This is a genomic window from Pseudidiomarina aquimaris, from assembly GCF_003987395.1.
Classification (GTDB): domain Bacteria; phylum Pseudomonadota; class Gammaproteobacteria; order Enterobacterales; family Alteromonadaceae; genus Pseudidiomarina; species Pseudidiomarina aquimaris.
Genome location: NZ_PIPT01000001.1, coordinates 101,535 through 125,689 on the forward strand (window position 1 = coordinate 101,535; position 24,155 = coordinate 125,689).

Genomic DNA, 24,155 nt, shown 5'->3' on the forward strand with positions numbered 1-24,155 from the left:
TAATGTCAGCTACGGCGATTGCCTGACGGCTTGCCCTTACGTTTGTTCGCGTTGGCACTTGCGCCATCGCGACGAGGCTTACGCTGTTGACCACCGCGCGGTGGTGGAGGGGTTTTCCCGGTCAGCTCAACATTGCTAAAGCCCTGTAACTGCTTGCGCTCAATAGGTTGACCGATAAGCTTTTCGATCGCTTTAAGCGTTTTGTACTCTTCATCCATGACCAATGAGATGGCATGACCGGTTTGCCCAGCACGGCCGGTGCGGCCGATGCGATGTACATAATCCTCAGCAACCTGCGGCAGGTCGTAATTGATTACATACGGCAGTTTATCGATATCGAGGCCACGCGCGGCGATGTCGGTCGCAACGAGCACATTCACTTCACCTGATTTGAACTCGGCGAGAGCTTTGGTACGTGCGCCTTGGCTCTTGTTGCCGTGAATGGCGGCGGCAAGAAAACCATCAGCGTTAAGCTGACGCACAAGTTTATTAGCGCCGTGTTTGGTGCGTGAGAACACAATCACTTGCGGCAAGCTCAGATCGCGTAACAGCTGCATCAGCATGCGCGGCTTTTCGTTCTTGGTCGCCGTGTACATGGTTTGTTCAATTCGCTCTGCCGTAGAGTTTGGCGGCGCCACAGAAACCTCAACCGGGTTATTGACCAAGGTTTTCGCTAATGCACGAATGTCCTTCGAGAACGTCGCCGAAAACATCAACGTTTGACGCTTAGCTGGTAACAGCTTGATGATCTTCTTGATATCGTGGATAAAGCCCATGTCGAGCATGCGGTCGGCTTCGTCCAGCACCAACACTTCAAGCTTTGGAAACTTCACCGCGTTCTGCTGATACAAATCTAGCAAACGACCTGGCGTGGCGACCAAAATATCAACGCCTTTGCGCAGCTTCATCATCTGAGGATTGATCTTGACCCCACCGAAGACCACCGCGTAATTAAGATTGAGTCCAGCACCATAGGTCGCGACGCTTTCACCAACTTGCGCCGCCAGCTCGCGCGTCGGCGTCAAAATAAGTACCCGCGCCGTATTTGCTTTCGCGCGTTCGCCGTCTTTCAGCCTCTCTAAAATCGGCAACGTAAAGCCCGCAGTTTTACCCGTCCCTGTTTGCGCCGCCGCCATCACGTCACGACCTTCGAGCACCGGCGGAATCGCTTGCGCTTGTATCGGAGTTGGCTCGGTATAACCTTGGCGGGTGAGGGCATTCAGAATTTCGGGGCAAAGCTGGAGTTCAGAAAATGTCATGTATAAATGTGCAACTTAATTAGGATAAGGACGCACATTATAGCGCAGAGTGGGGTGCAGCGCAGTTTATTTAGTGTTTTCTTACTCTGACCCGTAAATCCAATCTAACCCTTGAATCAAGGTGGTAGGGAACGCAGTGGCGTGTTTGGCACCATCGATGATGTTCAATTTGATCGCGACGTTCTCGCTAGCCTCTTCCTGTAACTTTGCGTGAAGCTGCTGTGCACCAGCGACCATGTCTTGTCCTTCGCCATACTGCGGTCGCTCTAGACTACCCACAGCCAGGTAGACTTTGATTGGGGCTTCTGTAGTCTTGATCTCGCGGGCTAACACTTCATGGTCATTAAACCACACCGAAGGACTCCCTAGCACATAGTTGTCGAACATCTCAGGATGCTCAAACAGCACATAAGCACCGAACAGCCCACCTAATGAATTGCCTACAAAGGTTTGATTCGCTGCGCTGATGCGATAGTTTTTCTGCATATAGCTGAACACAGTCTCACGAATAAAGTGCGCATGATTCGCCGCTTCGCCCGTCGCTAGCTTCCAATCCGCGGCCTTGCTCGGCGTGTAATCGCGGATACGACTCGAGGCACCTTTCGAACCCACCGAATACGCTAAACTGACAATAATCGCCTCCTGCATTGCACCACTATTCATTGGAAACCGCGTCGCGCCCGAGGCAATCTGAAAACCGTACATACCATCGGTGAGGTAGATGACAGGGTAGTGCTTCTCCGGACTCGTGGCATAAGAGCGGGGCGTTTTGATGAAGATCGGATAACTGCGCTCGCTGTTTTCGTCTTTAAGCACCACTTTAGTGCTGCGGGGAATTTCGACTGGCTCGTTCGCTTGGGTCATCGGCGCGAAGATGAGGAGAGCGAGTAGGGGGTATGGCTTCATTTTTTGACTTCCTGTGTCTGGAGTAGTGTTTTTTGAGCGGAGCCTCTGTTACCAATTAACCTCCGCTAAGTGCCAATAGCGGACGTTAACGCCTCAAACACCGGTGCAGCTTTGCTGCGTCCGTGTGATTTGACTTGTTAGGTGCTTCACTCGTTATTTTTCCCCAACTCTGGAAAAAACAACTCATCTATTACTTGATCTGCTGATCGCTTCACCACGTCAGAAGGCTCAGGATCCAAGTTAGATTCGACGGCATTAATTATGTCCATCCATTTAATATATTCTTCATCATCGAATTCTTCTGCTTTCTTCCCAGCGCTTTCTTCTATGAATTTTATCAACGAGAAAGTAAGATCCTTAGCTATATCAGACGGGGCACTTTGATAATCATCTTCAAAAAAATCTTTTTCGTATTCAGTGAAATAATCAGCTTGTTTTAAATATCTACTTAAATAATAAAAAGCCGACCTTATATCTATTACTTCATGACCCTGCACTAAATCTTCAAGCTTTTTCATATTAACCAATCCTAATAATGTCAAACGCGGACTGCGGCAAATCCGACAAGATATACTCATGCGATAGAGGGTTTGCTCTATCTTTAACATCTACCTTTTGGTAATACGGCACAGCTTCAAGTCGTGCAATTACACATAGAAGAGGTCTAAAATGCTGATCTTTGGCATTCTTTGAAATGTAAACAATTTCATCGTGAGCATCTTGAGTTATTTTCCCCAGCTTCAACATGATTGAAGCTCCTTTTCGGATTCCTCTTCTATTAAGGTCAATTTTCGTATTGTGATGATCGGCGCCTTCAACTTCTTTTTTTAAGGTGTTGTATATCTCTACAGGAGATGAGCTAGGAGGAACTGTAAAATGAGGAGAATCAAAATCAGAGCCAAAATATGGAGTGCACCACATGTAATGCTTATCCTCATAGTATTTTTTATTGATGTTATAAGCTAATGTCGTCATTGCCGAATACAGAATCGGATGACTTATATCTTTTAGTGACATTCATTTCCCTCAAGTTTCATCATCACTGAGTTGCACCTAACATTTGTATATTGTGCGTGCGCACTTCAGAGCTCGTTCAAGTGATAGCTCTCGGCTCTTAGGTTACTGATCAAGATAACCTTCCTGACTTGAGAAGTCCCAAGTTAATAAAGGCAATTTGAGCATGCGCAGTTACGCTCTACCGAGCGCACGATATCTAACCTTTATTTTTTGTTATGTCATTGACAGTAAACGACCTAAATACACAAGACAACAAAAAAACACGCAATATTGTCGAAGTTAATGTGCCGCGCATCGTTGGCATCATCCACACTTACTTAGTCACTAGTTGAAGTAGACCGAAAGTCGGAAGGTCCGCTATTCGCTCAAAGCAGACCCTTCCTCGAATTCCCAAGTCACGCCAGTAATTAAATTATCTAACACCACAAGAAACAATATTTCGACTCAGTTCAATCGAAGCCAAACCTTCGGGTTGTCCGCTAAAAACTCCTCAAACGCAAACAAGCAATTGCTCAGAGGATAAATTTCAGCAGAATCAAAGACGATATAAACATCGTCGTCGCGAACCCCTACAAAGCACTTATCACGTGTAGCTTGCGCAGCACTCTTTGCTGTCGCAAACTCAAAGTCGTCTGTAAAAATCTCAGTAAATGCAGGCTGCTTACTGACCGAACTTAGATCGAAAGTTGTTACCAAGCTTCCCCGATTCTCGAACTCATCCGGTACGGAACTCAATCCGGTTTTACGACACTGGAGGTTGTCGCCTTCGACTTCTCCATGACTAATACACATGTAGCCAGCATTGATTTTGTCGAAGCTAAACATTGAGAAAATGACGTCGCTGTCCTCGTAGTAACTGATTTGGTACGCAGGGCTGGGAAGGGTATTTGTGCACATGACTGCGCTGGTAAAGTTGTTACCAATATCGCCGGTCACTTGATTTAAACACCCGGCGAAGGTGGGTGCAAACGCACCCGCACCGAGTGTCATAACGCCAACAACAAAGGCCTTAAAAGTCATCTGCGAGGTCGCTCTTCTTACGATAACCGTTTGCTTCTTTAACTTTCTGTTTGGCACGTTCTTCTGCTTTGGTCTTTTCAGAACCATCACCTTGTGCGGTCGCTTTTGCATTCTGCGCCATGCGCGCATATTCGGGCTTCCATCCCATCCGAACGATCAAGAACTTACCCTCTGTATCTACACATTCATCCAGTTTAACGATGCCTGAAATAACTGCAGAGGTACTGCTGCTAATAGCGTCGCTAGCGCGCTTTAACTCAACGGCAACCGCTTCAGTATTACCGGCGCCGTCTGTTTTCTCTGCTTGCTCCGTCAACGACTCAGCGAGGGTGTCTCTTGCAATTGCGTCTTCAAAGAACTTGGCGAGCTCTGATTTGGCGCGTAATTCCGCTTCGTCTCGTGCGGTGCGGATCAAGCTGCGTTTCGGTGCGATGAAAGTCGCATCGGCGTACATTGAAATCGAATGTAGTTCGCCGTTTTCAGTAAACTTCGGTACGGCTCCTGAAATTGCGCTAATCTCAGCTTCCATTGCGTCGCACGCCCCGGCATAACTTGCTCCAGAAGCTGCAAGCAGTGAAACTGCTAATAGGGTTTTACCAATCGTCTTCATATTCTTTCTCCATTTTCTTTTGTTTTTCAGCAACGCGCTTTTTCGCTTCTTCTACCTTCCTTCTAGCCGCGGCATTATCTTCCACTACCGGCGCCTCCATGACTTTTGCACTGAGTTGTCGGGTAATGATGTCGGCGTAATTTGCTAGGCTAGGTTTAGGCACGCGGTGGCCACTAATACTCACAATGTCACTGACTACGACCTGCGTGGTGGCTGGATTAATCACTTTCACTCGCACTTCAGCGTTAAGTTCGCTCCGCTCTAAAGTGCGATTACCGACTTGTCGTTCAGAAGTATTAATGGCGTAGTTACTGATTTCAGTAATGACCAACAAATCGGCGCCGACTTGGTTACCCAGTCGCGAGAGCTCTTCTACTGGACTATTTCCAGAGGCGACAAAGCCGAGTTCACTATTGGCAGCATCGATGAACTCTCGGTCGAGCAAATTGAATTTGTTCGAGCGAGCTAATTGCTGTTCGAGTCTTCGTTGAATGCTTTCTGCAATTGCGATGTTCTCGGCGTTTGCTAAGGTCGGCAAGACCACGATGTTTTGTTTGGATGTATCGAGGCCGCTATTGTATTCCGCTAGCACTACATTGAGCGTGGTCGTGTAGCCATCAGCGTGCTCTTCAACTTGCAGGATTTGGTACTTGCGAATAATGCCCGAGGTTGTGCTTGAACTGGATTCAGTAGTACTGCTCGCCTCAGCGGCTACTGCATAACTATTATTCTCTGAGTCGGAGAGCTCTAGGGTGTCGACTTGTTTGCTAACCGACTGGCTCGATGCAAAGCTTTCGCCAAACACTTGCGCAACTGCCGAGCGAAGCGCACTGCGTACGGCGTCTTCATAAGTGGCGCCGTTACCAATCGTTTCTACTTCAGTGTATTGAACACCTGCTTTACCAGAACTCGTGCTTGTCGGCGAATCTGGACCTCCGGATGCAGCAGCACGTTGTGATGGTTGGGTATTACTCGTCGAAGTCGTTGAGCTCGGTGTAGGGTTTGCTGCTTGGTTCTGTGCTTGCTGCGCTTGCTCTGCAAAGCTTGGTTTCCAGCCCATGCGCACCAAAATGTATTTTTCGTCCGTATCGACGCATTCTTCTAGCTTTACCACCCCGCGTAAAACAGCTGAGCTGTTCGAGGAGATATAGTCAGAGGTTCGCTTTAGTTCAACAGCATAAGCTTCTGTTGAACCGTCTGCTGAGGTTAACTCAGCGCTTTCCATTAGACTTTCAGCAAGAGTATTACGCGCAATCTGTTCTTCAAAAAATGCGCTGAGCGAAGATTTAGCGCGCATTTCGGCTTCAGTGCGGGCGCTGGCGATGAGACTTCGTTTTGCTGAGATAAAAGTGCTCTCGCCATACATTGAAACGGAAACTAATTGGCCGTTTTCGAACTTTGGCACTGCACCGCTAATTGCGTCAGCTTCGGCAGCCATCGCATCACAATGACTTTGCGCGTAGGCTTGAGAGGACAACGCTACAGCTACTAGGGCGCCGGCGATTTTAGTTTTCATAAACCAATTAGTTTTCCGTTGCATAAAGCCTCCTAAATCATACCTAGCATTTCGTCACCACCTTCTGGCTTTTTAATATCTGCAGCGGTTGCAATATTAAAAAGAGTCGGGGCGGTCTGCGCGATATTGGCAGCACCTTTTGCAGCGGTGGGAACAGCTTTAATAAGCCCTAAGAATTTAGGTTTTTGCAGCATCGGAGCGTCAGCAGCAATTTCACCCAAGCGTCGTGCGTCCTTTAGACCTGTTGCGAATTGAATACCGCCCACAACATATTTCTTCAAAGCTTCTTCGGCTTTCGCTTTTTGATCATCAGAAAGAGACTCAGCTTGTCTTTCCAGCTCCGCAACCACCTGTTCTTGCACCTTGGCATCCTGTTCGGTCACTTCAGAAAACTCTGAGCATGAACTTGCACCACATTCGCTGACTGCTTGTGCAGAGGCGCGCAAACCAGCGGCTTCGTCTTGCAACTCTAGAATGTCAGCTAGGTCTGCCACTGCGCTTGAAAGGGTTGCCTGGCCTTGATAAAGGTTAATTAGTGCAGCGTCCGATTGAGTTGAGACGTCGCCCCAATCAACCGAGCTCTCTTTTTTGCCAAAACCAAAGCTTTGCGCGTTAGCTGGTAACGCTAAGGCTGCTACTGACAATGAAAGTGCGGCGACACTGAAAAGTTTGATGAGTTTTGTAGTCATGGTTTAGTTCCTTTAAGTAGGGGTGTTTATCGAACACTTCTTTGTTGTAATTTCGCGACCACCGTATCAAGTGCATATTCTGCGGCCTTAATAACAGCTTCTTGCTCGGCGGCAAGCTCACTCTGGTGCATCGCGGTGTGAGTTTTGTTGCGTACGGAGGCGACTCGGCGCGCACGGCCATCTTCGATACTCCACACGGAGTAAGAGACATTGGCATCGACAGCGCGCAAACCGGTGGCGGAGTCGTTACGGTGACCACTTAAGGTAACTGAACCGATACCGATATAGGACCAGCCACAATCGACTGCGGCGTCACGGATGGATTTTTCCATGCGCGAGCTCATGTCGGCATTACTGCGAAACTCGCCGTAAACGTCTTCGATAAATGGCGCACCACAATCGGTTAGCTCAACATATTCGAGCGGGAAATAACCCGCATCTTCAAGCTTTTCGTAAACGACATCAGCGAGCGAGTCGTTGTAGTCTTCGTTAACTTCGTATTCAGATTCTGCGCGACGACTTACTGTGCTACCGCCTGTTTCACGCACGGTCATGTCACTGGTCGAAACGCTATCGACCGCTGAAGTATCATCGCTGGCAAAGTCTTCCTCGACTGTTGAATTGGTTTTGGTGCGTTCAACCTCTGTACGACGGTCGTCAAAGCGTTTTTGCGAGACAACTACCTTGGCGAGGAAGAGCGAACCAAAGTCTGCTGCGTCACGATAGTCTTGGTTTGCTGCAGCAGAGTTGCGTCGAAAAATTTCTGCAACGAGTGCATCATTGATCTCAGCGCGAATGGCGACGTTGAATAAGTCTTGGCTCTTATCGTTTTTCTCGGCTTCGACACGAACATTTGAAATCAGATTGGGGAGTTCAGCTGCGAACTGGCTTTTTAGCTGTGATTGATACATCGCCATTTGCGCCGAAGTAAAGCTGCCGACATAATTCTTCCATGCATCTTCTTTCGCTTTTTCGATGGCTTCTGCTTTTACTTCGTCATTAAACCAACTGTATTTGACAGAACCGACGCCCCGAACCTCTTTTGCTTCAGATGCTATTGAGCTAAAAGCAAGGAAGACAACTAGGAGTGGAATTAGGTAACGTTTCATAGTGATAGCCTGTTGTTAGGATTATTATTTGCTTCGCTACTGGGCGAAAACCTCGTTAAGTTTCTTTATCGCAGCACGGGTATGCTTTGGATTATCGGTGTATTTATTTATCCAGTTTGCGTCTTGCGTTTTGAATTGTTTGGCATACTTTTCGAGCATACCCATGATCAATTTCATGTACTCAGCATCGTGTGACAAAATCGAATCGTGTCCTACGACCGCACAGTTGACGTTTTTTAGATCGGTAGAACCAACAGTTTCCTCGCCAAACACTAACTCGTGCAGCTGCCACTGAACTCTAGCGGCCCAACAAAATGAATCGGAGCCGTTGCCAGGTTTGCGTTGGAATAAGAGTTTGGCTACGTTGACGGTCATGGTGTAACCGGGGTCGGGGAGTTCAATTGTTAGATCGCCAGAAGGTAAGCGTGTGGCAATCTTATTTCCTACTGCGTGCCCGACAGCGTTGGGGATGAGCGCATAACCCGTCTCTTTCACAAAAACGTTTTCGAAGTAGGTGGCAAGGAATCGCTGCGCGGCACCAAAGTTAAATTGCTCTGAAAAGTTTTCCCTGACGTCATCGCTAAAGCTCGCTGCGGTAATTTTTAGGTATGCCGTCGGCTCAGCTTGAAACTCTACTTTGGCGAGGCGCTCCGCCATTTCGTCAAAGAAATTGATGCCCAAGCTGTCGTTCTGGAGCATGCTTTGGAACACGGTTTGTTGTTCTTGGGTATCGGGCTTCGAGTCATAAACCGTCGTATAACGTGTAATGAGAGGCACCGAGTAAATTAGTTTTTTGCTTGCTAGGTCAAAGAAAAGCGAACTTCCAGCGATACTGTAATTGGTCAAGTAAGAAACCTTACCACCGACGCTGAGTTCTTCTATGACCACGGATTCATTTGCAATTGCTAACGCTAGACCGACTTTATCCAGCGCATCTTCATCGATAAGACCTAGCTTCAAAGTAAAATTACTCTCGTTTAAGGCGCCGGAGTCAAGTAGTCGCTCACGTGCCCAGATCTCGATTGAATTTGAGGCGTCACAGGGCTGTGTTGTGCAAAAGTAACTGCTGGTATGCGGATAGATTTCGGCGCGACTACCCCAGTCACCAGAAAAACCCACGCCCGACCAGGTTACGGTGGGCTTTGCATCAGCTGTGTAGCTAACCGGCGTACAAGCGATAAACAAGAAGAGCCCCAGAGCTCGAATTGCATCCTTTCTTGTTATTTCCATAATTACTTTGTAAAGTCTATGTAAAGATTTTCTCAGAATAGACGAAGATTAAAGAATGAACAAGCCCAAAATTTTAGTACTAATTTCGGTGGTATTACTGACTTTAATTATGGTTGGTTGTGCTGCACCCAATAGCCGGTTGTCGGGAAATGACCGTGTACTCATGGCTAATGATGAGCTTATTCGGTTTGTATATGAGTTGAATCAATCTGACTTGTCTGAACTTTATAATTATGCGGCAGAGCATTGCTCAAAGTTAAACAAACGCGCAGAGCAAGGCACGCGAACTTGTGATGGTAATAGGTGTGAGATTGCCTATTTTTGCGAAGGGTGAAAAATAAAATCTGAGGCGTGGCAGGGTGATTTTATGCTCCGGCTTGATTCAAAATTTGGTGCTGGTGGGATTATGGAGCATCAAGGCTATCGATTGGATGTTTAGACTGAAAAGTTTTTAATGAACGCGTCATTACACCCATGCTCCAGATAAACCTTCACAGCTCTACAAATCATCAGGTTCGCTAATTTCAGCAAGTCATCATTGTAGCCAACACGAGCATTCACTTCGTAGCTATAACGGGACTGTGAAAAATGATTACGGTATTTGTTTAACGTCACTAAATCCGCAGAAGCGACCAGTTTGTCTTTTAAAGGCGAAGGAAGGTCGTCGTACAAGGCTGAAAGATCATGTCCTGCGACGGAGTTGCGCTTCCACTCGTATCGCTCATTTGCATCACCAATATTCAATGCCGGTGTCAAACGAAAGCTTTTCAGCAATATCTCAATTGCTAATGCCGCGTTGGTCATACTAACTTTGCCATCTACTCTCCACGTCTCAATCGCTGCGCGATAGTAATTGTATGCTGTTTCAACTGCCCATGGAGCCATATGCCAAGGTTCTTCGCTCGAATTCACATTTATATAGGACTGGCACTTTGGAGTAACAATATAACCAGTTTCTATGGTGCCGTGAGTCACTGTATTCTGCGTTGCATGTAAGCCTGCAACATAAAGACAAACCAACGCATCAAGCTTGTCTTCGTGATTTTTGAGTGCTTTACCTGATAGGCGGTCCTCACTTCCAAAAGCAAAGTTTTCTAGAGCAACCTTGCTAGGTATATGAAGCTGGAGCACTGGCGAAATTTCAAGGGCTTTAAGAAGCTTTCCTAGTTTGTGTAAGCCATATTGCTGGTCGGCTACACGCATTCCCTTTTTCTTTTTATATTTTAGGCGTTCAACTAAATCGAAAATCGTAATTATCGCAGGGTGAGGGTAGCACTCGACTTGCCATTTTGAATGTATATTAAGGTGGTTGTATCCAGCATTTAACAGTTGTTCTGAGAGGTTAACAGCCGGATGATTTGGATACTTCGAGAGGTTACTTGGCATACATGAGGCCTTTTTTGAACCAAACTCGCGACCAATTGAGCGCTCGCACTCGCGCATCCCTGTGGGATTATTAATGACCAGTGGAGCATCTATCGCGACCCCATCGATATGCCGATTCTTTAACTCTGAGCAAATTGAATTCGGTGAGAAGACTCCGCAATCGATATGATTGACCGTTAAGCTATTCCCCGTTAACTTCCCGAACGCAATACCAGAACAGTTTTTCTCTGTCCAAGCTAAATCGATACCTGCGAGCTTCATACGTTATCCTTTCGAATCATACCCCGGCGCAATCGCCAAATTCCCCACATCCATCAAGGTAGCCCGGTTCTGCAGCCAAAGCTGGTATTCGGGGCCGCGTAGCGCGGCGTCGGCGGTGCAGTCGACGTTCCAGCGCCGTAGCAGGTAGCCGGCCATGGCGGCGCGGACTTCGACGTTGAGTACGCTGTTACGCATGCCGTAGTCCATTTCGATGGCTTTGGGGTAGTCGATGTTATGCGGGTGTGGTGTAAGTTGCAGTGGTATGAGGCGCTGCCACGCGTGGTCGGCTTCGGCTTCTTCGTGCGGGGCGGGGGCTGTGTCAACGAAGTTGACGGCGCGCACGCGAGTGAGCACGAAGTCGCGGAAGCTTTCGGATTTGCGGTCGAAGGCGCGCACGTGCCAGCGCAGGCCGTTGTCGACGATGGCGTGGGGCACGAGTTCGCGTGTCACGTTGCCGCTGCTTAACGAGGTGTAGCTGACGCTAATGGCTTTGCCGTTGAGCATGGCTTGTACGATGCGCGCGACAATAAAGATGTTGGGGACGTTGAGCGTTGAAGGCGCTTCAACTGGAAAGTGCACGTCACCGATGGCATCGAAACCGTCGGAGATATCGTTTGCGAGTTTCACCAAGGTACGCTGGGCGTCGTGCTCAAATAGCGGCACAAATTGCTCGGTCTGAAAATAGCGCTTGGCTTTGGAGTCGTAGGTTAAATTCTGCGGCGCCAATTCCTTATATAAGGTGAAGTCGCGTGAGCCTGCCGATAGACCGACTTCAAAGCGTTGCACGAGGTCATTTCGGTGCACCGAGCCGCGAAAGAGTAGACAAAAATCGATATAAGCGAGGCGTTGTTTCTGTGCGTATGAGATTGTGTCGAGCATAGTAGTTGTTGTTATTTTTGTATGAATAAATCCAGTCTGGTTTATTTTGACTCGGATGTAAAGTCCTCGGTTAAAGCTGACAAAACAATACGTTTGCCATGTCGTTACGTTCCACTTAGCCTTCCTTTTGTTAAGTTTGGATAATGTGTTAACCGCAGTTGACACAATGAAGAGTGTTAACTATAGTTGGCAAAGGATATGGATATTCTAAAGACAGAAGTTTTTGATAAGTGGTTTGCTGCTTTAAAAGATCGCCAAGGAAGAGCTCTGATACAAGCAAAAATTGACAGGCTCGAAGTTACTTTACTTGGCGACTTCAAAACAACTTGAGACATTACCATGACACTAAAACTCACCCGCTGGGACTCATCTGAATATCTTGATAGTGATGAGGCTATCCAAGCCTATCTTGATGCTTGTATGGACGAGGCTAATGGTGATCCAGCGTTTATAGTACATGCGCTCGGCGTGATCGCCCGGGCAAAGAACATGAGCGAACTAGCTCGCGATACGGGGATTAGCCGCGAGGGCCTCTATAAAGCTTTTTCCGAACAGGGCAACCCGACATTTGCAACTGTCGCTAAGGTCGCTACGGCGCTTGGGTTGTCGCTAGAACTAAAGACGGTTAATGCTGAGTAAGCACGCTGGAAAATCACGCTACATCAGCTAGGCTTAATGCATAGGAAAAACGAACTCACCGACCATCTACAATGCATGTTTAACATGCGATAGAGGAGGCGTTATGAAGCTCGAAGACATCCTACAAGATCCCGCGGAAGTTTATAACAAGCCGCAAGAAGTGCTAGATGACGGTAATTTGTCAGAAGACGAGAAGTGCAAGGTTCTGGCGCAGTGGAAATACGACGCAGAAGAGTTGCAAACGGCAACGGCGGAGAATATGCCTGGTCCGGACGATAGTCTGCTGGACGATATTCTTGCCGCGCGCAAGAAGCTAAACTGCAAAGACTAAGCATTACCAACGCACAAGGAATCAATGATGCCAGACGCATGGCGCGAAAAGGACGAACGTCAGTATCAGCACATTAAGCAAAGCCTGCTCGATGAGGGAAAGAGCGAAGAGCAAGCGGAAGAAATTGCGGCGCGCACGGTCAACAAGCAGCGCCGCGAAGAGGGCATTACGCCCAACAAGACCAGCCAAGGCACGGGGAACCCTCACTCACGGCTTGAAGACCGCACCAATCAAGAGCTGTATAACCGTGCCAAAGAGCTCGACATCGAGAACCGCAGCGAAATGAGCAAAGACGAGCTGATCGCTGCGATTCGAGAAGCCAATTCTTAAAACCATTTCTTAAAACCATTTCTTAATACTTAAAAGTCAGCATACCCCATAGCTTGTTGGTATCGTCCGACAGGCTATCGGCGTTGTAGCTGGCGTACTTCACGAGCAGTCCTATATTTTTTGCAAGCGGGTACTTGGCGGTAATGTTGAATTCAGTGCCGTAATCGATGTCATCGACGTCTGATGTGAAGTCATGCCAACTGGCGCTTAGTCCTAACTTGCCAACCGCACCTGAAACTTTGAGGTAAATGTCATTAATCCCTTCAGCTGGGGTACCGAGGAACTTATCGGTAAAACCTTGGAATTTATGTAAGGTTGCCAGCGGCGTACTAAAGCCGACGCCATTATCGCTTCCCAGTGATTCGTAACCCACACCAAAGTTAACGCCAGCGAGTTGTGTGCTCAGATCGATGTTGAAGTAGTCAGCGCCAAAGCTTGCAGGGTTGTCGCCTGTTTCCGTTTGATACGCATAGGCTGCATGAATTTTGAAAGCGCCGAATTTACCGTCGTAATTCACACCGTAGGTACGCGTCGCGAACGCAAGTGCGGTGTCAAAGTCGAGCTCATACACGAAGCCGCCTAATTGGTGTGCTTTGCTCAGTACGTAGTTGCTGTTGAACAGGTGGAGATTCCCGTCAAGGTCGCTATTCGGGCTGTCATTGCCAAAGATACGATTGACGTTGTGGACATAGCTGTAATCAAGTTTCAGCTCAGAATTCACAGCATACTGCAGGCGATAACCATCATAGGTCTGCTCGTTTTGCCGCCAGCCGACACCGCCAACAAAGCGTTGGTCGTTATGATTAATGCGCTGGCGTCCTGCTGTTACCAGCAAGTTGCCACTGCGATAACCTAGGTAAGCTTGGTTAAAGTCTGACCCCGTTGGGTCGGCAACCACAGGGTACTGCGTTTTGCCATTCACCGTGCTGTTGTAGTTGTCGTTACCTATTGCCGTCACATGGTCAAACTCAAGTTGTGTGAAGAAGCCCTGATAGTCAGCGCTCTTGTAGCTTAAGCGGGTGAGTAGGGTAGACGCATTGGCGTCTTTGTCAAAGCTGTCTTGCTCGACGCGTTCGTAACGGTAGCGCAGCAAAATATCAGTGGAGCCATCGGCAAGCGCATCTTGTAGTGTGACAAGCTCACTGGCGTGACTGCTAAAAGGCGTGAAGAGGGTACCTGAGAAAATGGCGGTGAGGGCAATAGCAATAGGTGTTTTCATAACGGTCTTCCTGCTTGATTGACTCCCACCCATTCTAGGAGTCAAAAACAAGAAAACCATTAAATATCATGTAACTACCACGAATAAGACGGTGCAGTACCAATAGGCGTAGCAAGTCTACCCCTACGGGGTTGCAAATGGCTAAACCAATAGAGGGATAAGTTACCTGGTGTAAACCTATTCGCGGCGTATCAATATTCAGCACCGCTTGGTCTATCAGGTGCTGTCCGAAACGCGGCAAGTCAAGGTGTTAAGGCTCTGGTCCCACTACGACTGAGCGAACTTGCGCTGCATCAAGCGCTGATAAAGCCTTGGTGCGAGGCGATAGAGTAGGCTTGCGAAGTAAGTAAATTTATCGGGGAACAAGCGTTCACGGCCTGTATCGAGCGCCGCGACGATGCGCTCGGCCATCCACTGACTTGAACGCATCTTACCGACCATAGAGCGTGGGTGTTGGGCGATACCGCCAGAGCCGTCCAATGCATGGTTTTCAATCGGGGTATCAAGGAAACTTGGGTACACCTGCAGCACGCGCACTGGTGACGCCGCCGTTGCTAGTTCTACGCGCAACACTTCAAAGTACTGATGCAATGCCGACTTAGCTGCGCAATAGCCGGCGCGCTCGATGACTGGCATCCAACCCGCCATTGAACCTATGGTGACAATACATCCACCGTTTTCGGCTTCGAGCAGTGGCATGAGTGCTTGGGTAAGTTTCACGGGCGCAAAATAGTCGACGGCCATGACCTTATGTATAACCTGTTGTGAGGTTTCACGTGCTAGTGAGCGATGGGTGACGCCAGCATTATTAATGAGGACATCTAAGCGCGGCAGCTCGGCAGTCAACAACTCGGTAAGCTCAGCCAGTGCTTCACTGCTGGCGAGATCCACTTGATAGCAGCGCGCGCTGGGGAACAGCTTCGCACAGGCGTCTAGGCCTTCTTGATTCACATCTAACAGCACCAGTTGGTAGTCGTGTTGTAGCAGCCGAGCCAAGTCGAGCCCAATCCCCGAGGCTGCGCCGGTTATCAGCGCGGCGGGTTTCATTTCGAGAGCTCCGCGGCATGCAGATTATGCTCAACAAAAAACTCAAACACTTCACGGCTGGTTTTCATGGGCGTATAGCCAAACTCTTCGCGTAAGGCGGTGTTATCTAGCACCGGGCGATAGCGTAAGAAATCAAGCTGCTCGGCGCTGTATTGGGTAAGCCCTAGGGCATGACCGATACGCAAAGCGCCGCCGAGTAGCCACGCTGGTAGTATCATTAAGGGCTTGTCCAATACTTGTGCGATCTCCTGCATAGGCATGGCGCCGGTACCCGCTAAGTTATAAATGCCCGCTTTTGAGTGCAGCACGCCCTGGTAAATAATTTCAATGACGTCTTTGTCCCAGATAAACACAAAGGGAGAGGGCGAGCCCTTAATTGCTAGCAGCCGCTTGCGCTTAAACAAGTCGGTGATTTGGTTATCGGTGGTGCGGCCTAAAACAGTGCCTGGGCGTAGTACGAGTTGCTGTAGCTTAGGGTGATCCGCACGAAACTCAGCTAACAGCTCTTCGATGAGGCGCTTGTGGTGGCTATAAGCAAAGCTCTCATTGCCGCGCAATGGATCGCTCTCACTTAGCCAGTCAGGGTTGTCGGCATGATAACCATAAGCTGCGCCGCTGCTAGTCACAGTGAAATGCTGCACGCCTGCCGCAATGCAGGCGTTTAACACGTTACGGGTGCCATTTACGTCAATGTCGTAGTCGCGCTGGCGGTCAGGGCTGGCCTGCATCACACTCGCCAGGTGAACGACGTGGGTAATGCCGTGCGTTTGCATAAGCTCTGTAAGTTCGCTCGCGCGGATATCCATGGCGACAAAGGTGTAATTTTCCTGTGCTGGCGCGCGCTGCGCTAAATCGATACCCACGACTTCGCACTTCGGCGTTAACTTCGCTACCAAAGCTTGGCCAATATAACCCTCACTACCGGTAATTAAGACCTTCATGCGTTGCTACCTCTTACTGCAAGTGCACGGCGGTCACGTGACTGCCAGAACAAGGTCAGGCTAAGTCCTGAAATCAGATGCCAGATCCCCCACGCGGCGGCGATAATCGCCATTTCGGTGAGTGACGAGAAGTAGGTAAAGATGATCCCTAAGCCAAGCCCTGAGTTTTGTAGGCCCACCTCAAGGGTGATCGCACGGCGATCAGCGACCGGTAAACCCAATGCACGGGCTGAGCCCCAACCGATGCTAAGTGCCACCGCATTGTGCACTACAACGGCCAACAAGAAGATGCTGGCGCCGGCGACAAAGCGCTCCCAGTTGAGTACTAGCGCAATAGCGACGAAACCAAATAATGCCAACAGCGAGGCGATGCGGAAAAAGCCCTCGCTGCGCAGCGCAAACCGCGGGAAGACACGCGCACACCAAAGGCCTAAAGCGAGGGGAATGGCAAGGACGAAAAACACAATTGCCAGCATGTCCCAAGTCGAAACGTCGATGGATTTTAGTAGGGCATCGGTATGTGGGTTCAGACTCGCGTAGAACATGAAGTTAATCGGCGTGAGTAATGACGCGGCGAGGCTGGCAATACCGGTCATGCTGACGGACATTGCGGCGTTGCCATTGGCCAAGTAGGTCATCAGGTTCGAGAAGCTACCACCCGGGCAGCAACTCACCAGCAACAAGCCGAGCGCGATCTCTGCGGGTATTGGCACTATTGAAATCGCGGCAAAGGTTATTAGTGGCAGCAACAGGAATTGCGCTAATAGCCCAACGAGAGGACCTTTGGGTTGTTGCACCACGCGCTTGAAGTCGTCGGGTTTGAGGCTCAACGCAATGCCAAACATCATCATCGCCAGTACGGCATTGAGCACCAGTAAAGAGGTTGCGGACATCATGAGGCCTTAAGTTGGCGCATTCCGTTGGCCAAGGCTTTCAAATAGGTGTCTTTGTGCACGTAGTAGGCCATGCGTTCAACTTGTAGGTAGTTCATGCCACCGTCCAGGCGTTCGTTGGCATGGGCGCGCACTTTAGCGAAGAACTGGCCGTGCCGCTTAGGTGCATCGCGTTGCGCCCGGATCACTTCGGCCACCAGTTGTGCTTGCTCGTCGCGACCTTGCCAGCCCAACCCAGAGGCTTCAACCATGCCCATGACAAAGAGGTTGTCATGCAGCGGGTTGAAGACGTTCAAATAAAGCTGCGGTGCATGGCCGCGCCAGTTCAGGTGTTCTTGCTCGATAAACGGATAATGCAGCTTGTAACCGGTGGCCTGCAAGATGAGGTCGTAGTCACCGTGTTTGCCATCAACAAAGTCGACGCCATCGGGAGTGAGTTGTTTAATATCAGGCCGCACCGTGATGTCGCCATGACCGATATGATGCAAAAATAAAGTATTGATGACGGGGTGTGATTCATACATTTTGTAGTCAGGGTCGGGCAGGCCGAAGCTGCTTGGCTTTCCTGATAAAAGTCGTACGAGCAGGCCATCGACTTTCTGTTTAAGCTTTAAGGGTAATTTAACTTTACCGCCTAAGGTGTCAATCGGCCGCCCAGCGACAAACTTAGGCAAGAAGTAATAGCCGCGACGCACGGTCATATCGACACTTTTCGCGCGGTGCACGGCATCTACGGCGATATCGCAGCCGCTATTGCCACAACCGATAATGAGCACGCGTTTGTTTTCGAAGATAGCCGGGTCACGATAATCGCAGCTATGTAGCATTTCGCCGTTGAACTCGCCGACAAATTCGACGCGATTTGGATGGTGCAGGGTACCGTTAGCCAGCAGTACGTTGCTCGCCAGAATTTCATGGGTTTCATCTTTTTGGCGATAGGTCACGCGCCATTGTTTGTCCGCTGCCGGTTCGACTTTTTCGACCCAGCTACCGAAGCGGTAATGCTTTTTGAGATCAAAGTGTGCAGCGTAGTCACGAAAATACTGGCGCATTTCATCATGCTTGGGGTAGGTCGCTACATGCTCAGCCATTGGAAAGTCTTTGTACTCGGTCATACGTTTCGATGAAATTAAATGCGCCGAGTCATACATGGTGCTGGTAGGGCTATCGATATCCCACAGTCCACCCACATCGCTATGCGCCTCAAGGCCAATCACCTCGAGGTTCTGCTCAAGCAACCGTCGTACTGTACACAAGCCCATCGGTCCTGCGCCAATGACTACACATGGATTCATTTGTTGTTCCCTAATCAACATCAGATAGCATGATAATAACAATTGATCGGGATCAAGCCATGCTTTGTTCGGACAAGCAACTGGTTAATTTAGGCCATCCAGCGTAAAGTAGCTTTATGAACAAACAACAGCAACCACTCTGTAAAGCCAGCGTCACGCAAAGCTTCACTCAGGCAATTGTGCACCAGTTGGCACAGTTGGGCGTGCAGCTGCCCCCGACATTGACCGAGCAATTGGCTGCGCAACAAAGCCAACAGCGACTTCCGCTGGCGCTACAAGATGCGTTATGGCAAGCACTTGAGCAGCAGCGGCAGCCGGAGCTTGGCTTGCAAATAGGCATGGCATTGCAGCCGCAGCACTTCGATACGATTGGTTTCTTATTGTTAAGCTCCCCCAGTTTGAGTACGGCGGTCGAGAGCTTAGTTAACTATTCGTCGCTTATCGGGGAGGGCGGTACTTTCAGCAAGGCGAAGTCACCTAGCGGCTGGCAGATCAGCTACGAAGATCACTTCAAAATCGCCGTTGCACTGCGTATCGAGGCAATTTTTGCGAGTATTGCCACAGGTGCTCGTTGGGTCGCTGGCAAAGCGATTACGCCGCTGCAGGTGCAATTCAAACACGCGCAGCAGTTACCCACGGAGCTCTATCAACAAGCGTTTGGTGACGCCGAAGTTCGTTTTGAGCAAGCACAGAATAGTATTACCTACAGTGACGACGATTGGCATTTTCGTCAGCAAGAAGTCAATCCATTGCTGCAGCAACAAATGCTTGAGCTGGCGCAGCAACAATTACAGCAATTGCAGCCACGGTCGCTGACGGAACGCATCGAGGCGCTGCTGCATCGGCAACCATGGCTCACGCGGCCACAGCTTGCGGCAAGCCTGGCGGTAAGCGAGCGCACCCTCGCACGTCATCTAGCCGCAGCGAATACCAGCTACAATGCGCTCTCGCAGCAGGTCAAAAAGCATCTCGCCTTGCAGCAATTACAGCAACCCCACGTCACCCAAGCCAGTCTGGCCGATTTTCTTGGCTATAGCGACGAGCAAGCGTTCGCCAAAGCCTTTCGGCGTTGGACGGGCATGACGTTTTCCGACTATCGCCGTCACCAATAGGCTCATGATTGATCACTGTGCGACATCAGGTGTCGCACAGTCGCGCTAACTTGCTCTTAGTTTCTAGTAACGGAGCGAGCCATGATGAAAGGTATGGAAGATTGGACCGATGCGAAACTCGATGCGTTTTGTGAACGGATTAATCACGCCCTTTATACCACCGACCCAATGCACACCTGCTGCGTTGAGAACGACTGCAAAGACGAGTATTACGCGATTGCCGAAGCAACCGTGAATTACATGCTTAAAGGTGAAAGCCAGCGCCAAGCTATTGAGCATGCACTTAAAGATAGCTTTGACGATCTGGTAACTTTAGCTAAAGTAGATGTGGTCATGGATGAATTAGAGAACAATTTATAATGCGGATGTTATCTTTCGGTCTTTTCGCCGCTGTAATGGCGGCGATTGTTTATGCTGTTGTTGCACGACAGATGCCTGCCTGGGTGCTGTTTTATTTTCCAACCATTAATGTCCTCACATTTGCCATTTATAGCCACGACAAATCCCACGCCGAGCGTGATCTCAGGCGTGTTTCCGAGCGCACGTTACTTACATTAGGTGCGGCGGGAGGTTGGCTAGGAGGTTTATTAGCTCGGCATATGTTCCGACACAAAACACGCAAGCAGCCGTTTCGAAATTACTTTTGGGGTACGGTACTCGTGAACCTCTTTATCTTGCTCTGGCTGAGTGAGTTTGGCTTGGCGCTTGAGCATCACGCATATGATCTCATCATGCAAGCGCGCAGCTATACGCGCTAAAGGCCTCAATAAGCAGTTCTTATACCAATAGCTATATGCGCTTCAGCATATTGTGCAACCCCACATGCTGGCTAATATTTAGCCAATGCCGAAATAATGTTGTACGGCGGTAGACACCTACTCTATCAACATGTGGATACGACCATGAAAACAATTAAGAAATCTTTGCTTGCCGGCGCCATCTGCGCGTCACTCGGCGCAACGGCACCAGCTCTCGCCGATGTCCGAACCATTATTTTTGAAGGTAACGTCGAATACCTTGATTTTGATACCGACCGTGAAGGATTCCAGCTCGATAACGAAGAAAGTATTGTACGGTTCCGTGCGATTGCGACCTATGACGATGATCGCATGTTTTACGATGAATACTTTTATATGTACTGGCGTGATGTGTACTACGAAGATAATGGCGACCCAGAGGAAGCCGCTCTGGTAGGGCTAACCTTTCAATTCTTAGATGCTATGGGCAATGTCGTGCCGCAAAGTAGTATTCCAATGGAAGTGAATTTCGAGGCGGAACATGTCGATGAGTCCGACTTTGAGTTCTATCAATATTACTATGATGACGGCGAATTCATCGTCTTCGACAATGAACAAGTTGGGTCACAAGATGTTGGCGAATTTGTAAGCGTTGACGAAGGTTATGATATCGAATTTGATTATCGAGAGGATAGGGAAGAAGAAGGCGGTTGTAGCGCAGAATTTGAAGAAGACTATAACTGTGGTGAATTTGAGTATGACTTTGATGTCGATAACTACAACTACATGATGATGAATCCTCCACTCTTCACGGACACCGGCACGGAGCTTGAGCCCGTTGAATATTTCGGTGATGGTGAATTCTATTTTCAATTCGACTTTAGGCAATACGACTACATAGACGGCGGTGAAAGCAGCTATCTGGAATTCTATGCCGAAGGTGAAATGGATACGATCTATTTCGGTATGCCTGACGCGGACGCTGATGGCGTTCCGGATGATGTGGACCAATGCAGCGCTTCATTGACTGAGGAAACCGTAATGTTTGGCGAGTATGATTCTTCAGTGACCAACTATGTTGACGAACAAGGCTGCACCATTATGGATCACTACGCTGCGTGTCCAGAGGAAACCTCATCGCGTGGTATCCGTTCAGTGCGCAGTGGGCCTTCAAATTGCGAGAAAGCAATATCGTATGAACTGGTAAGCGATGGTGTGATCACCTATAGCGAAGCCCGTTTGTTACGCAGCGCTTTATATAACTCGCAGTAATCTTTTGTTACGCTTTCCAGTTGCTATCTTTGTGCAAAGAAAATAAAATCTTTGCACAAAGGCAACTGGAGAGTCGTAACCTATGAAATTCCCTAAAATTTACTTGTTCATTTTTGTGATGCTGAGTCTAATCGGCCCGCAAACGCCAGCTTTTTCAGCTACTGCGCAGCAAGAGATACCCGCAAAACTAAATGATTTGATGGCCGCATATGAAGATACCTATGGCTTCTCAGGCACCGTCAAAGTTGTTCAAGACGATCATCCGCTATTTGAGCGAAGCTATGGCCTCGCAAACCGCAGTTTTGGCATCAAAAATACGCCCACCACGCGCAACTCAATCAATTCCATTTCGAAGACCTTCACGGCATTTGCGGTTCTGTTGCTCGTTGAGGAGGGCAAGATTGACTTGCAGGCAAGCATCGGCGGCTATTTGCCATACTTAACCGCTGCTTGGAAAGACCAAGTAACTGTGCATCAGCTGCTGACGCATAGTTCTGGACTGCCACGGGAGTCAGGCGTGCAACCGCATGATGAGCTATCGTTGAAGCAACAAGCAACGCAACTGGTAGATAAGCAAGACCTGTTATTCACCCCCGGTAGTCAGTACGGCTATTCGAATTCTGGTTTGATTCTGCTCGGCGCGTTGCTTGAGCAGGTATCTGGGCAAAGTTATGGACGTTTCATCACGCAGCGAGTGCTGGTGCCCATGGGCTTGCAGAACACGGGGTACTATGACGGTCGCAACGTGGTTAACAACCAAGCCACGCCATACCGCATGAGTAGCAGCGGTCTTCAGTTTGCGCAACGTAGTAAGCATTACGGTGGCAATGCGGGCGGTGGTTTGTATTCCACAGCAAGCGACTTATATCAGTACGTGCGAGCGATTGAGTCGCACGAGCTGCTGAGTGAGGAAACCACGGCCTTGTTGTTTACGCCGCACATCAAAAGCGGTGAGACCGACGCCGAAGGGTATGCCTGGAGCATTAAGCAGTTTGGTGACGAAACCTTGTACTTCGCTGCAGGGAGTGGTTATGGCACCAAAAGCGTCATGGTCCGTGCGCCACAGAGTAAAGATTTCATTGCGATTACCTCTAACTGGGGCAATACGCCGATCTTAAATATGTTGGCCGATATTTACCTGACTTTAAAAGGGCAAGAAGTTGCGCCGCCCGACGCCAATCGGCTTGCCAAACCTGTAATGTTTGCAGGTCAGTTAGGAACGTATCGTTTCGACGCCGAACAAACCCAAATACATCTCGGTATGGATACTGCCACCATTAAGCTTCATGCGCACGAGAACAAGCTATTTATGAACGATGAATTGATGGCAAACAAAGGCGAGGGCGTGATTGGTCTTACCTACACGGACGAATTAACGATTCATTTTGACGGCGCCAGAATGGTGATTCGCATCAATGGCAATGAATTAGTTGGGGAGCGCGTAACTGACTAGACAATCCTTGTTGTTTCGCTAGTATGGTTGGCGGATATAACAACAAAAAAACAAGGAATGCACGATGTCTAAATTCACTGAATATAAGATGATTCACGTGGCCGAAGGTGGCTGCGGCACGCTATTGCTAGGCTCAAGTGGCTTGCCGCTGAAGAAAATCGAAGCGACGCTGAACCGCGAGGCTGCCGATGGCTGGCAGGTCGTGTTTCAGGTGTTGGAGCAGAAGCGCTTTTGGCTATTTTGGACGCGTGAAGCGGCCATTATTACTCTTGGTCGCTAAGTTACGATGCTAAAGACCTCTGTGCTTGGCGCGATCCGCTGGTATCAGCGGCGAGGTGGCTCGCGTCGCTTCTTTAACTTGGATTGTAATTTTGAGCCTTCTTGCTCGGAATATACAGCACAAGCGATCGAACGCCACGGCCTTGGCCAAGGTCTCAAGTTGGGCTTGCAGCGCATTCGGCGCTGCAATGATCCTGATTGCGTTGCAAAACACCTCGACCCTGTACCTACCTTACCCACGAGTCTAAAGTCCCATGAATCTTGAGCAACTCCAAGAAGAAGAGGAGCAGTTGCGACAGCAGGTCCGTGAACTGGGCCCTGAGCAACGCAAACTGTTTTATAAACTGCAAGAAAAGCAAATCAAAGATCCGGACACTTATGCTGTTTTGAATTACTTTTTTGTGGCCGGCTTACATCACTTTTATCTGCGCAAATACCTTTGGGGAAGCATCGATTTAACCCTGATGATCATCGGTATTTTGACCTTTCCGCTGGGCGGTTTTGTACTTTTAATTCTGTTGGTGCTGCTTGAACTCCCGCAATTATTCATGTCGCAACGTATTGTGCAGCGCTACAACAACCAAGTGATGCGTGACTGTCTGGCACAGGCACGAAACCAAACGCGGGTTGTGACACATTGATCTTTACAAAACCTTGAGCTTGTAAAAGCTCGGAAAAGCGCCTTCAAGGTTAGAATTGGCTCGCTATAGTGAAAGCGTAAGTTA

28 protein-coding genes are annotated in these 24,155 nt (G+C 49.0%); 12 read left to right on the forward strand and 16 right to left on the reverse strand.

The features are described from left to right. Positions 1-5: 5 nt before the first annotated feature. The 11 genes from CWE21_RS00520 to CWE21_RS00575 form a co-directional block, all read right to left on the reverse strand. The gene (locus CWE21_RS00520) at positions 6-1,259 is read right to left on the reverse strand and encodes a DEAD/DEAH box helicase (protein ID WP_126832143.1); all 1,254 of its coding nucleotides are present in this window, start codon (positions 1,257-1,259) and stop codon (positions 6-8) included. Between the two features lie 81 nt (positions 1,260-1,340). After that, positions 1,341-2,165 carry an alpha/beta hydrolase gene (locus CWE21_RS00525; protein WP_126832145.1) on the reverse strand — a complete coding sequence of 275 codons (825 nt, stop codon included), beginning with the start codon at positions 2,163-2,165 and terminating at the stop codon, positions 1,341-1,343. A 146-nt stretch (positions 2,166-2,311) separates the two neighbouring features. After that, positions 2,312-2,683, reverse strand: a complete 372-nt coding sequence (locus CWE21_RS00530) for a hypothetical protein (RefSeq protein WP_126832147.1) — start codon at positions 2,681-2,683, stop codon at positions 2,312-2,314. Between the two features lies 1 nt (position 2,684). After that, positions 2,685-3,182, reverse strand: a complete 498-nt coding sequence (locus CWE21_RS00535) for a hypothetical protein (RefSeq protein WP_126832149.1) — start codon at positions 3,180-3,182, stop codon at positions 2,685-2,687. Positions 3,183-3,626: 444 nt separating this feature from the next. Next, on the reverse strand, positions 3,627-4,313 hold the full coding sequence (locus CWE21_RS00540) for a hypothetical protein (protein WP_198675032.1): 687 nt from the start codon (positions 4,311-4,313) through the stop codon (positions 3,627-3,629). Positions 4,314-4,795: 482 nt separating this feature from the next. Continuing rightward, positions 4,796-6,352, reverse strand: a complete 1,557-nt coding sequence (locus CWE21_RS00550; protein ID WP_126832155.1) for a CsgG/HfaB family protein — start codon at positions 6,350-6,352, stop codon at positions 4,796-4,798. 8 nt (positions 6,353-6,360) lie between these two features. After that, positions 6,361-7,017: a hypothetical protein gene (locus tag CWE21_RS00555; protein ID WP_126832157.1), complete on the reverse strand. Its 657-nt coding sequence runs from the start codon at positions 7,015-7,017 to the stop codon at positions 6,361-6,363. 26 nt (positions 7,018-7,043) lie between these two features. Continuing rightward, a complete protein-coding gene (locus CWE21_RS00560; RefSeq protein ID WP_126832159.1) occupies positions 7,044-8,126 on the reverse strand; it encodes a hypothetical protein in 1,083 nt (360 codons plus the stop codon). A gap of 36 nt (positions 8,127-8,162) precedes the next feature. Then, positions 8,163-9,356 carry a hypothetical protein gene (locus CWE21_RS00565; protein WP_126832161.1) on the reverse strand — a complete coding sequence of 398 codons (1,194 nt, stop codon included), beginning with the start codon at positions 9,354-9,356 and terminating at the stop codon, positions 8,163-8,165. 435 nt (positions 9,357-9,791) lie between these two features. Further along, the gene (locus tag CWE21_RS00570) at positions 9,792-11,003 is read right to left on the reverse strand and encodes a DUF429 domain-containing protein (RefSeq protein WP_126832163.1); all 1,212 of its coding nucleotides are present in this window, start codon (positions 11,001-11,003) and stop codon (positions 9,792-9,794) included. A 3-nt stretch (positions 11,004-11,006) separates the two neighbouring features. Further along, the gene (locus CWE21_RS00575) at positions 11,007-11,882 is read right to left on the reverse strand and encodes a WYL domain-containing protein (protein WP_126832165.1); all 876 of its coding nucleotides are present in this window, start codon (positions 11,880-11,882) and stop codon (positions 11,007-11,009) included. 198 nt (positions 11,883-12,080) lie between these two features. Here CWE21_RS00575 and CWE21_RS13525 point away from each other — a divergent pair, with 198 nt between their 5' ends. From CWE21_RS13525 to CWE21_RS00590, 4 genes are all read left to right on the forward strand, one after another. Then, positions 12,081-12,212, forward strand: a complete 132-nt coding sequence (locus CWE21_RS13525; protein WP_276567292.1) for a type II toxin-antitoxin system RelE/ParE family toxin — start codon at positions 12,081-12,083, stop codon at positions 12,210-12,212. Positions 12,213-12,221: 9 nt separating this feature from the next. Further along, positions 12,222-12,521 (forward strand): addiction module antidote protein, encoded by a 300-nt coding sequence (locus tag CWE21_RS00580; protein ID WP_126832167.1) that lies wholly within the window; start codon positions 12,222-12,224, stop codon positions 12,519-12,521. 103 nt (positions 12,522-12,624) lie between these two features. Beyond that, positions 12,625-12,852, forward strand: a complete 228-nt coding sequence (locus tag CWE21_RS00585; protein WP_126832169.1) for a hypothetical protein — start codon at positions 12,625-12,627, stop codon at positions 12,850-12,852. Positions 12,853-12,876: 24 nt separating this feature from the next. Continuing rightward, entirely contained in the window at positions 12,877-13,182 is a 306-nt protein-coding gene (locus CWE21_RS00590; protein WP_241970185.1) for a Rho termination factor N-terminal domain-containing protein, read from the forward strand. Between the two features lie 22 nt (positions 13,183-13,204). Here CWE21_RS00590 and CWE21_RS00595 read toward each other — a convergent pair whose 3' ends face one another. From CWE21_RS00595 to CWE21_RS00620, 5 genes are all read right to left on the reverse strand, one after another. Continuing rightward, positions 13,205-14,401, reverse strand: coding sequence for an alginate export family protein (locus tag CWE21_RS00595; RefSeq protein ID WP_126832171.1), 1,197 nt, complete (start codon positions 14,399-14,401; stop codon positions 13,205-13,207). Between the two features lie 267 nt (positions 14,402-14,668). Continuing rightward, positions 14,669-15,448, reverse strand: a complete 780-nt coding sequence (locus CWE21_RS00605; protein ID WP_126832173.1) for an SDR family NAD(P)-dependent oxidoreductase — start codon at positions 15,446-15,448, stop codon at positions 14,669-14,671. After that, positions 15,445-16,389: an SDR family oxidoreductase gene (locus tag CWE21_RS00610; protein WP_126832175.1), complete on the reverse strand. Its 945-nt coding sequence runs from the start codon at positions 16,387-16,389 to the stop codon at positions 15,445-15,447. Before CWE21_RS00610 ends, CWE21_RS00605 begins: the two co-directional genes overlap by 4 nt. Continuing rightward, complete coding sequence (locus tag CWE21_RS00615; RefSeq protein WP_126832177.1) at positions 16,386-17,282, reverse strand: bile acid:sodium symporter family protein; 897 nt, start codon at positions 17,280-17,282, stop codon at positions 16,386-16,388. Before CWE21_RS00615 ends, CWE21_RS00610 begins: the two co-directional genes overlap by 4 nt. Beyond that, a complete protein-coding gene (locus CWE21_RS00620; RefSeq protein ID WP_126832179.1) occupies positions 17,282-18,577 on the reverse strand; it encodes a flavin-containing monooxygenase in 1,296 nt (431 codons plus the stop codon). The genes CWE21_RS00615 and CWE21_RS00620 overlap by 1 nt, the downstream gene beginning before the upstream one ends. Before the next feature lie 116 nt (positions 18,578-18,693). Here CWE21_RS00620 and CWE21_RS00625 point away from each other — a divergent pair, with 116 nt between their 5' ends. The 8 genes from CWE21_RS00625 (at position 18,694) to CWE21_RS00660 (ending at position 24,071) form a co-directional block, all read left to right on the forward strand. After that, positions 18,694-19,689: an AraC family transcriptional regulator gene (locus CWE21_RS00625; protein ID WP_126832181.1), complete on the forward strand. Its 996-nt coding sequence runs from the start codon at positions 18,694-18,696 to the stop codon at positions 19,687-19,689. Positions 19,690-19,770: 81 nt separating this feature from the next. Beyond that, a complete protein-coding gene (locus CWE21_RS00630) occupies positions 19,771-20,049 on the forward strand; it encodes a hypothetical protein (RefSeq protein ID WP_126832183.1) in 279 nt (92 codons plus the stop codon). Then, on the forward strand, positions 20,049-20,447 hold the full coding sequence (locus CWE21_RS00635; protein WP_126832185.1) for a DUF1294 domain-containing protein: 399 nt from the start codon (positions 20,049-20,051) through the stop codon (positions 20,445-20,447). The genes CWE21_RS00630 and CWE21_RS00635 overlap by 1 nt, the downstream gene beginning before the upstream one ends. A 144-nt stretch (positions 20,448-20,591) precedes the next feature. After that, a complete protein-coding gene (locus tag CWE21_RS00640) occupies positions 20,592-21,698 on the forward strand; it encodes a hypothetical protein (protein ID WP_126832187.1) in 1,107 nt (368 codons plus the stop codon). Positions 21,699-21,780: 82 nt separating this feature from the next. Continuing rightward, positions 21,781-23,151 (forward strand): serine hydrolase domain-containing protein, encoded by a 1,371-nt coding sequence (locus CWE21_RS00645; protein WP_126832189.1) that lies wholly within the window; start codon positions 21,781-21,783, stop codon positions 23,149-23,151. A 64-nt stretch (positions 23,152-23,215) separates the two neighbouring features. Beyond that, positions 23,216-23,431 (forward strand): DUF4177 domain-containing protein, encoded by a 216-nt coding sequence (locus tag CWE21_RS00650; RefSeq protein ID WP_126832191.1) that lies wholly within the window; start codon positions 23,216-23,218, stop codon positions 23,429-23,431. Between the two features lie 6 nt (positions 23,432-23,437). Continuing rightward, positions 23,438-23,695, forward strand: coding sequence for a membrane protein insertion efficiency factor YidD (gene yidD, locus CWE21_RS00655; RefSeq protein WP_126832193.1), 258 nt, complete (start codon positions 23,438-23,440; stop codon positions 23,693-23,695). Next, positions 23,685-24,071 (forward strand): TM2 domain-containing protein, encoded by a 387-nt coding sequence (locus tag CWE21_RS00660; RefSeq protein ID WP_126832195.1) that lies wholly within the window; start codon positions 23,685-23,687, stop codon positions 24,069-24,071. The genes yidD and CWE21_RS00660 overlap by 11 nt, the downstream gene beginning before the upstream one ends. The last annotated feature ends 84 nt before the right edge of the window (positions 24,072-24,155 follow it).

Excerpts from the sequence above, each read along its gene's own strand:
- CWE21_RS00620 (WP_126832179.1), bottom strand. The coding sequence starts at position 18,577 with ATGAATCCATGTGTAGTCATTGGCGCAGGACCGATGGGCTTGTGTACA.
- CWE21_RS13525 (WP_276567292.1), top strand. The coding sequence starts at position 12,081 with ATGGATATTCTAAAGACAGAAGTTTTTGATAAGTGGTTTGCTGCTTTA.
- CWE21_RS00520 (WP_126832143.1), bottom strand. The coding sequence starts at position 1,259 with ATGACATTTTCTGAACTCCAGCTTTGCCCCGAAATTCTGAATGCCCTC.
- CWE21_RS00650 (WP_126832191.1), top strand. The coding sequence starts at position 23,216 with ATGTCTAAATTCACTGAATATAAGATGATTCACGTGGCCGAAGGTGGC.
- CWE21_RS00630 (WP_126832183.1), top strand. The coding sequence starts at position 19,771 with ATGATGAAAGGTATGGAAGATTGGACCGATGCGAAACTCGATGCGTTT.
- CWE21_RS00525 (WP_126832145.1), bottom strand. The coding sequence starts at position 2,165 with ATGAAGCCATACCCCCTACTCGCTCTCCTCATCTTCGCGCCGATGACC.
- CWE21_RS00610 (WP_126832175.1), bottom strand. The coding sequence starts at position 16,389 with ATGAAGGTCTTAATTACCGGTAGTGAGGGTTATATTGGCCAAGCTTTG.
- CWE21_RS00555 (WP_126832157.1), bottom strand. The coding sequence starts at position 7,017 with ATGACTACAAAACTCATCAAACTTTTCAGTGTCGCCGCACTTTCATTG.
- CWE21_RS00565 (WP_126832161.1), bottom strand. The coding sequence starts at position 9,356 with ATGGAAATAACAAGAAAGGATGCAATTCGAGCTCTGGGGCTCTTCTTG.
- CWE21_RS00535 (WP_126832149.1), bottom strand. The coding sequence starts at position 3,182 with ATGTCACTAAAAGATATAAGTCATCCGATTCTGTATTCGGCAATGACG.
- CWE21_RS00640 (WP_126832187.1), top strand. The coding sequence starts at position 20,592 with ATGAAAACAATTAAGAAATCTTTGCTTGCCGGCGCCATCTGCGCGTCA.
- CWE21_RS00635 (WP_126832185.1), top strand. The coding sequence starts at position 20,049 with ATGCGGATGTTATCTTTCGGTCTTTTCGCCGCTGTAATGGCGGCGATT.
- CWE21_RS00560 (WP_126832159.1), bottom strand. The coding sequence starts at position 8,126 with ATGAAACGTTACCTAATTCCACTCCTAGTTGTCTTCCTTGCTTTTAGC.
- CWE21_RS00605 (WP_126832173.1), bottom strand. The coding sequence starts at position 15,448 with ATGAAACCCGCCGCGCTGATAACCGGCGCAGCCTCGGGGATTGGGCTC.
- CWE21_RS00645 (WP_126832189.1), top strand. The coding sequence starts at position 21,781 with ATGAAATTCCCTAAAATTTACTTGTTCATTTTTGTGATGCTGAGTCTA.
- CWE21_RS00570 (WP_126832163.1), bottom strand. The coding sequence starts at position 11,003 with ATGAAGCTCGCAGGTATCGATTTAGCTTGGACAGAGAAAAACTGTTCT.
- CWE21_RS00550 (WP_126832155.1), bottom strand. The coding sequence starts at position 6,352 with ATGCAACGGAAAACTAATTGGTTTATGAAAACTAAAATCGCCGGCGCC.
- CWE21_RS00530 (WP_126832147.1), bottom strand. The coding sequence starts at position 2,683 with ATGAAAAAGCTTGAAGATTTAGTGCAGGGTCATGAAGTAATAGATATA.
- CWE21_RS00625 (WP_126832181.1), top strand. The coding sequence starts at position 18,694 with ATGAACAAACAACAGCAACCACTCTGTAAAGCCAGCGTCACGCAAAGC.
- CWE21_RS00615 (WP_126832177.1), bottom strand. The coding sequence starts at position 17,282 with ATGTCCGCAACCTCTTTACTGGTGCTCAATGCCGTACTGGCGATGATG.
- CWE21_RS00590 (WP_241970185.1), top strand. The coding sequence starts at position 12,877 with ATGATGCCAGACGCATGGCGCGAAAAGGACGAACGTCAGTATCAGCAC.
- yidD (WP_126832193.1), top strand. The coding sequence starts at position 23,438 with ATGCTAAAGACCTCTGTGCTTGGCGCGATCCGCTGGTATCAGCGGCGA.
- CWE21_RS00585 (WP_126832169.1), top strand. The coding sequence starts at position 12,625 with ATGAAGCTCGAAGACATCCTACAAGATCCCGCGGAAGTTTATAACAAG.
- CWE21_RS00575 (WP_126832165.1), bottom strand. The coding sequence starts at position 11,882 with ATGCTCGACACAATCTCATACGCACAGAAACAACGCCTCGCTTATATC.
- CWE21_RS00580 (WP_126832167.1), top strand. The coding sequence starts at position 12,222 with ATGACACTAAAACTCACCCGCTGGGACTCATCTGAATATCTTGATAGT.
- CWE21_RS00595 (WP_126832171.1), bottom strand. The coding sequence starts at position 14,401 with ATGAAAACACCTATTGCTATTGCCCTCACCGCCATTTTCTCAGGTACC.
- CWE21_RS00540 (WP_198675032.1), bottom strand. The coding sequence starts at position 4,313 with ATGCAAAAGCGACCGCACAAGGTGATGGTTCTGAAAAGACCAAAGCAG.
- CWE21_RS00660 (WP_126832195.1), top strand. The coding sequence starts at position 23,685 with ATGAATCTTGAGCAACTCCAAGAAGAAGAGGAGCAGTTGCGACAGCAG.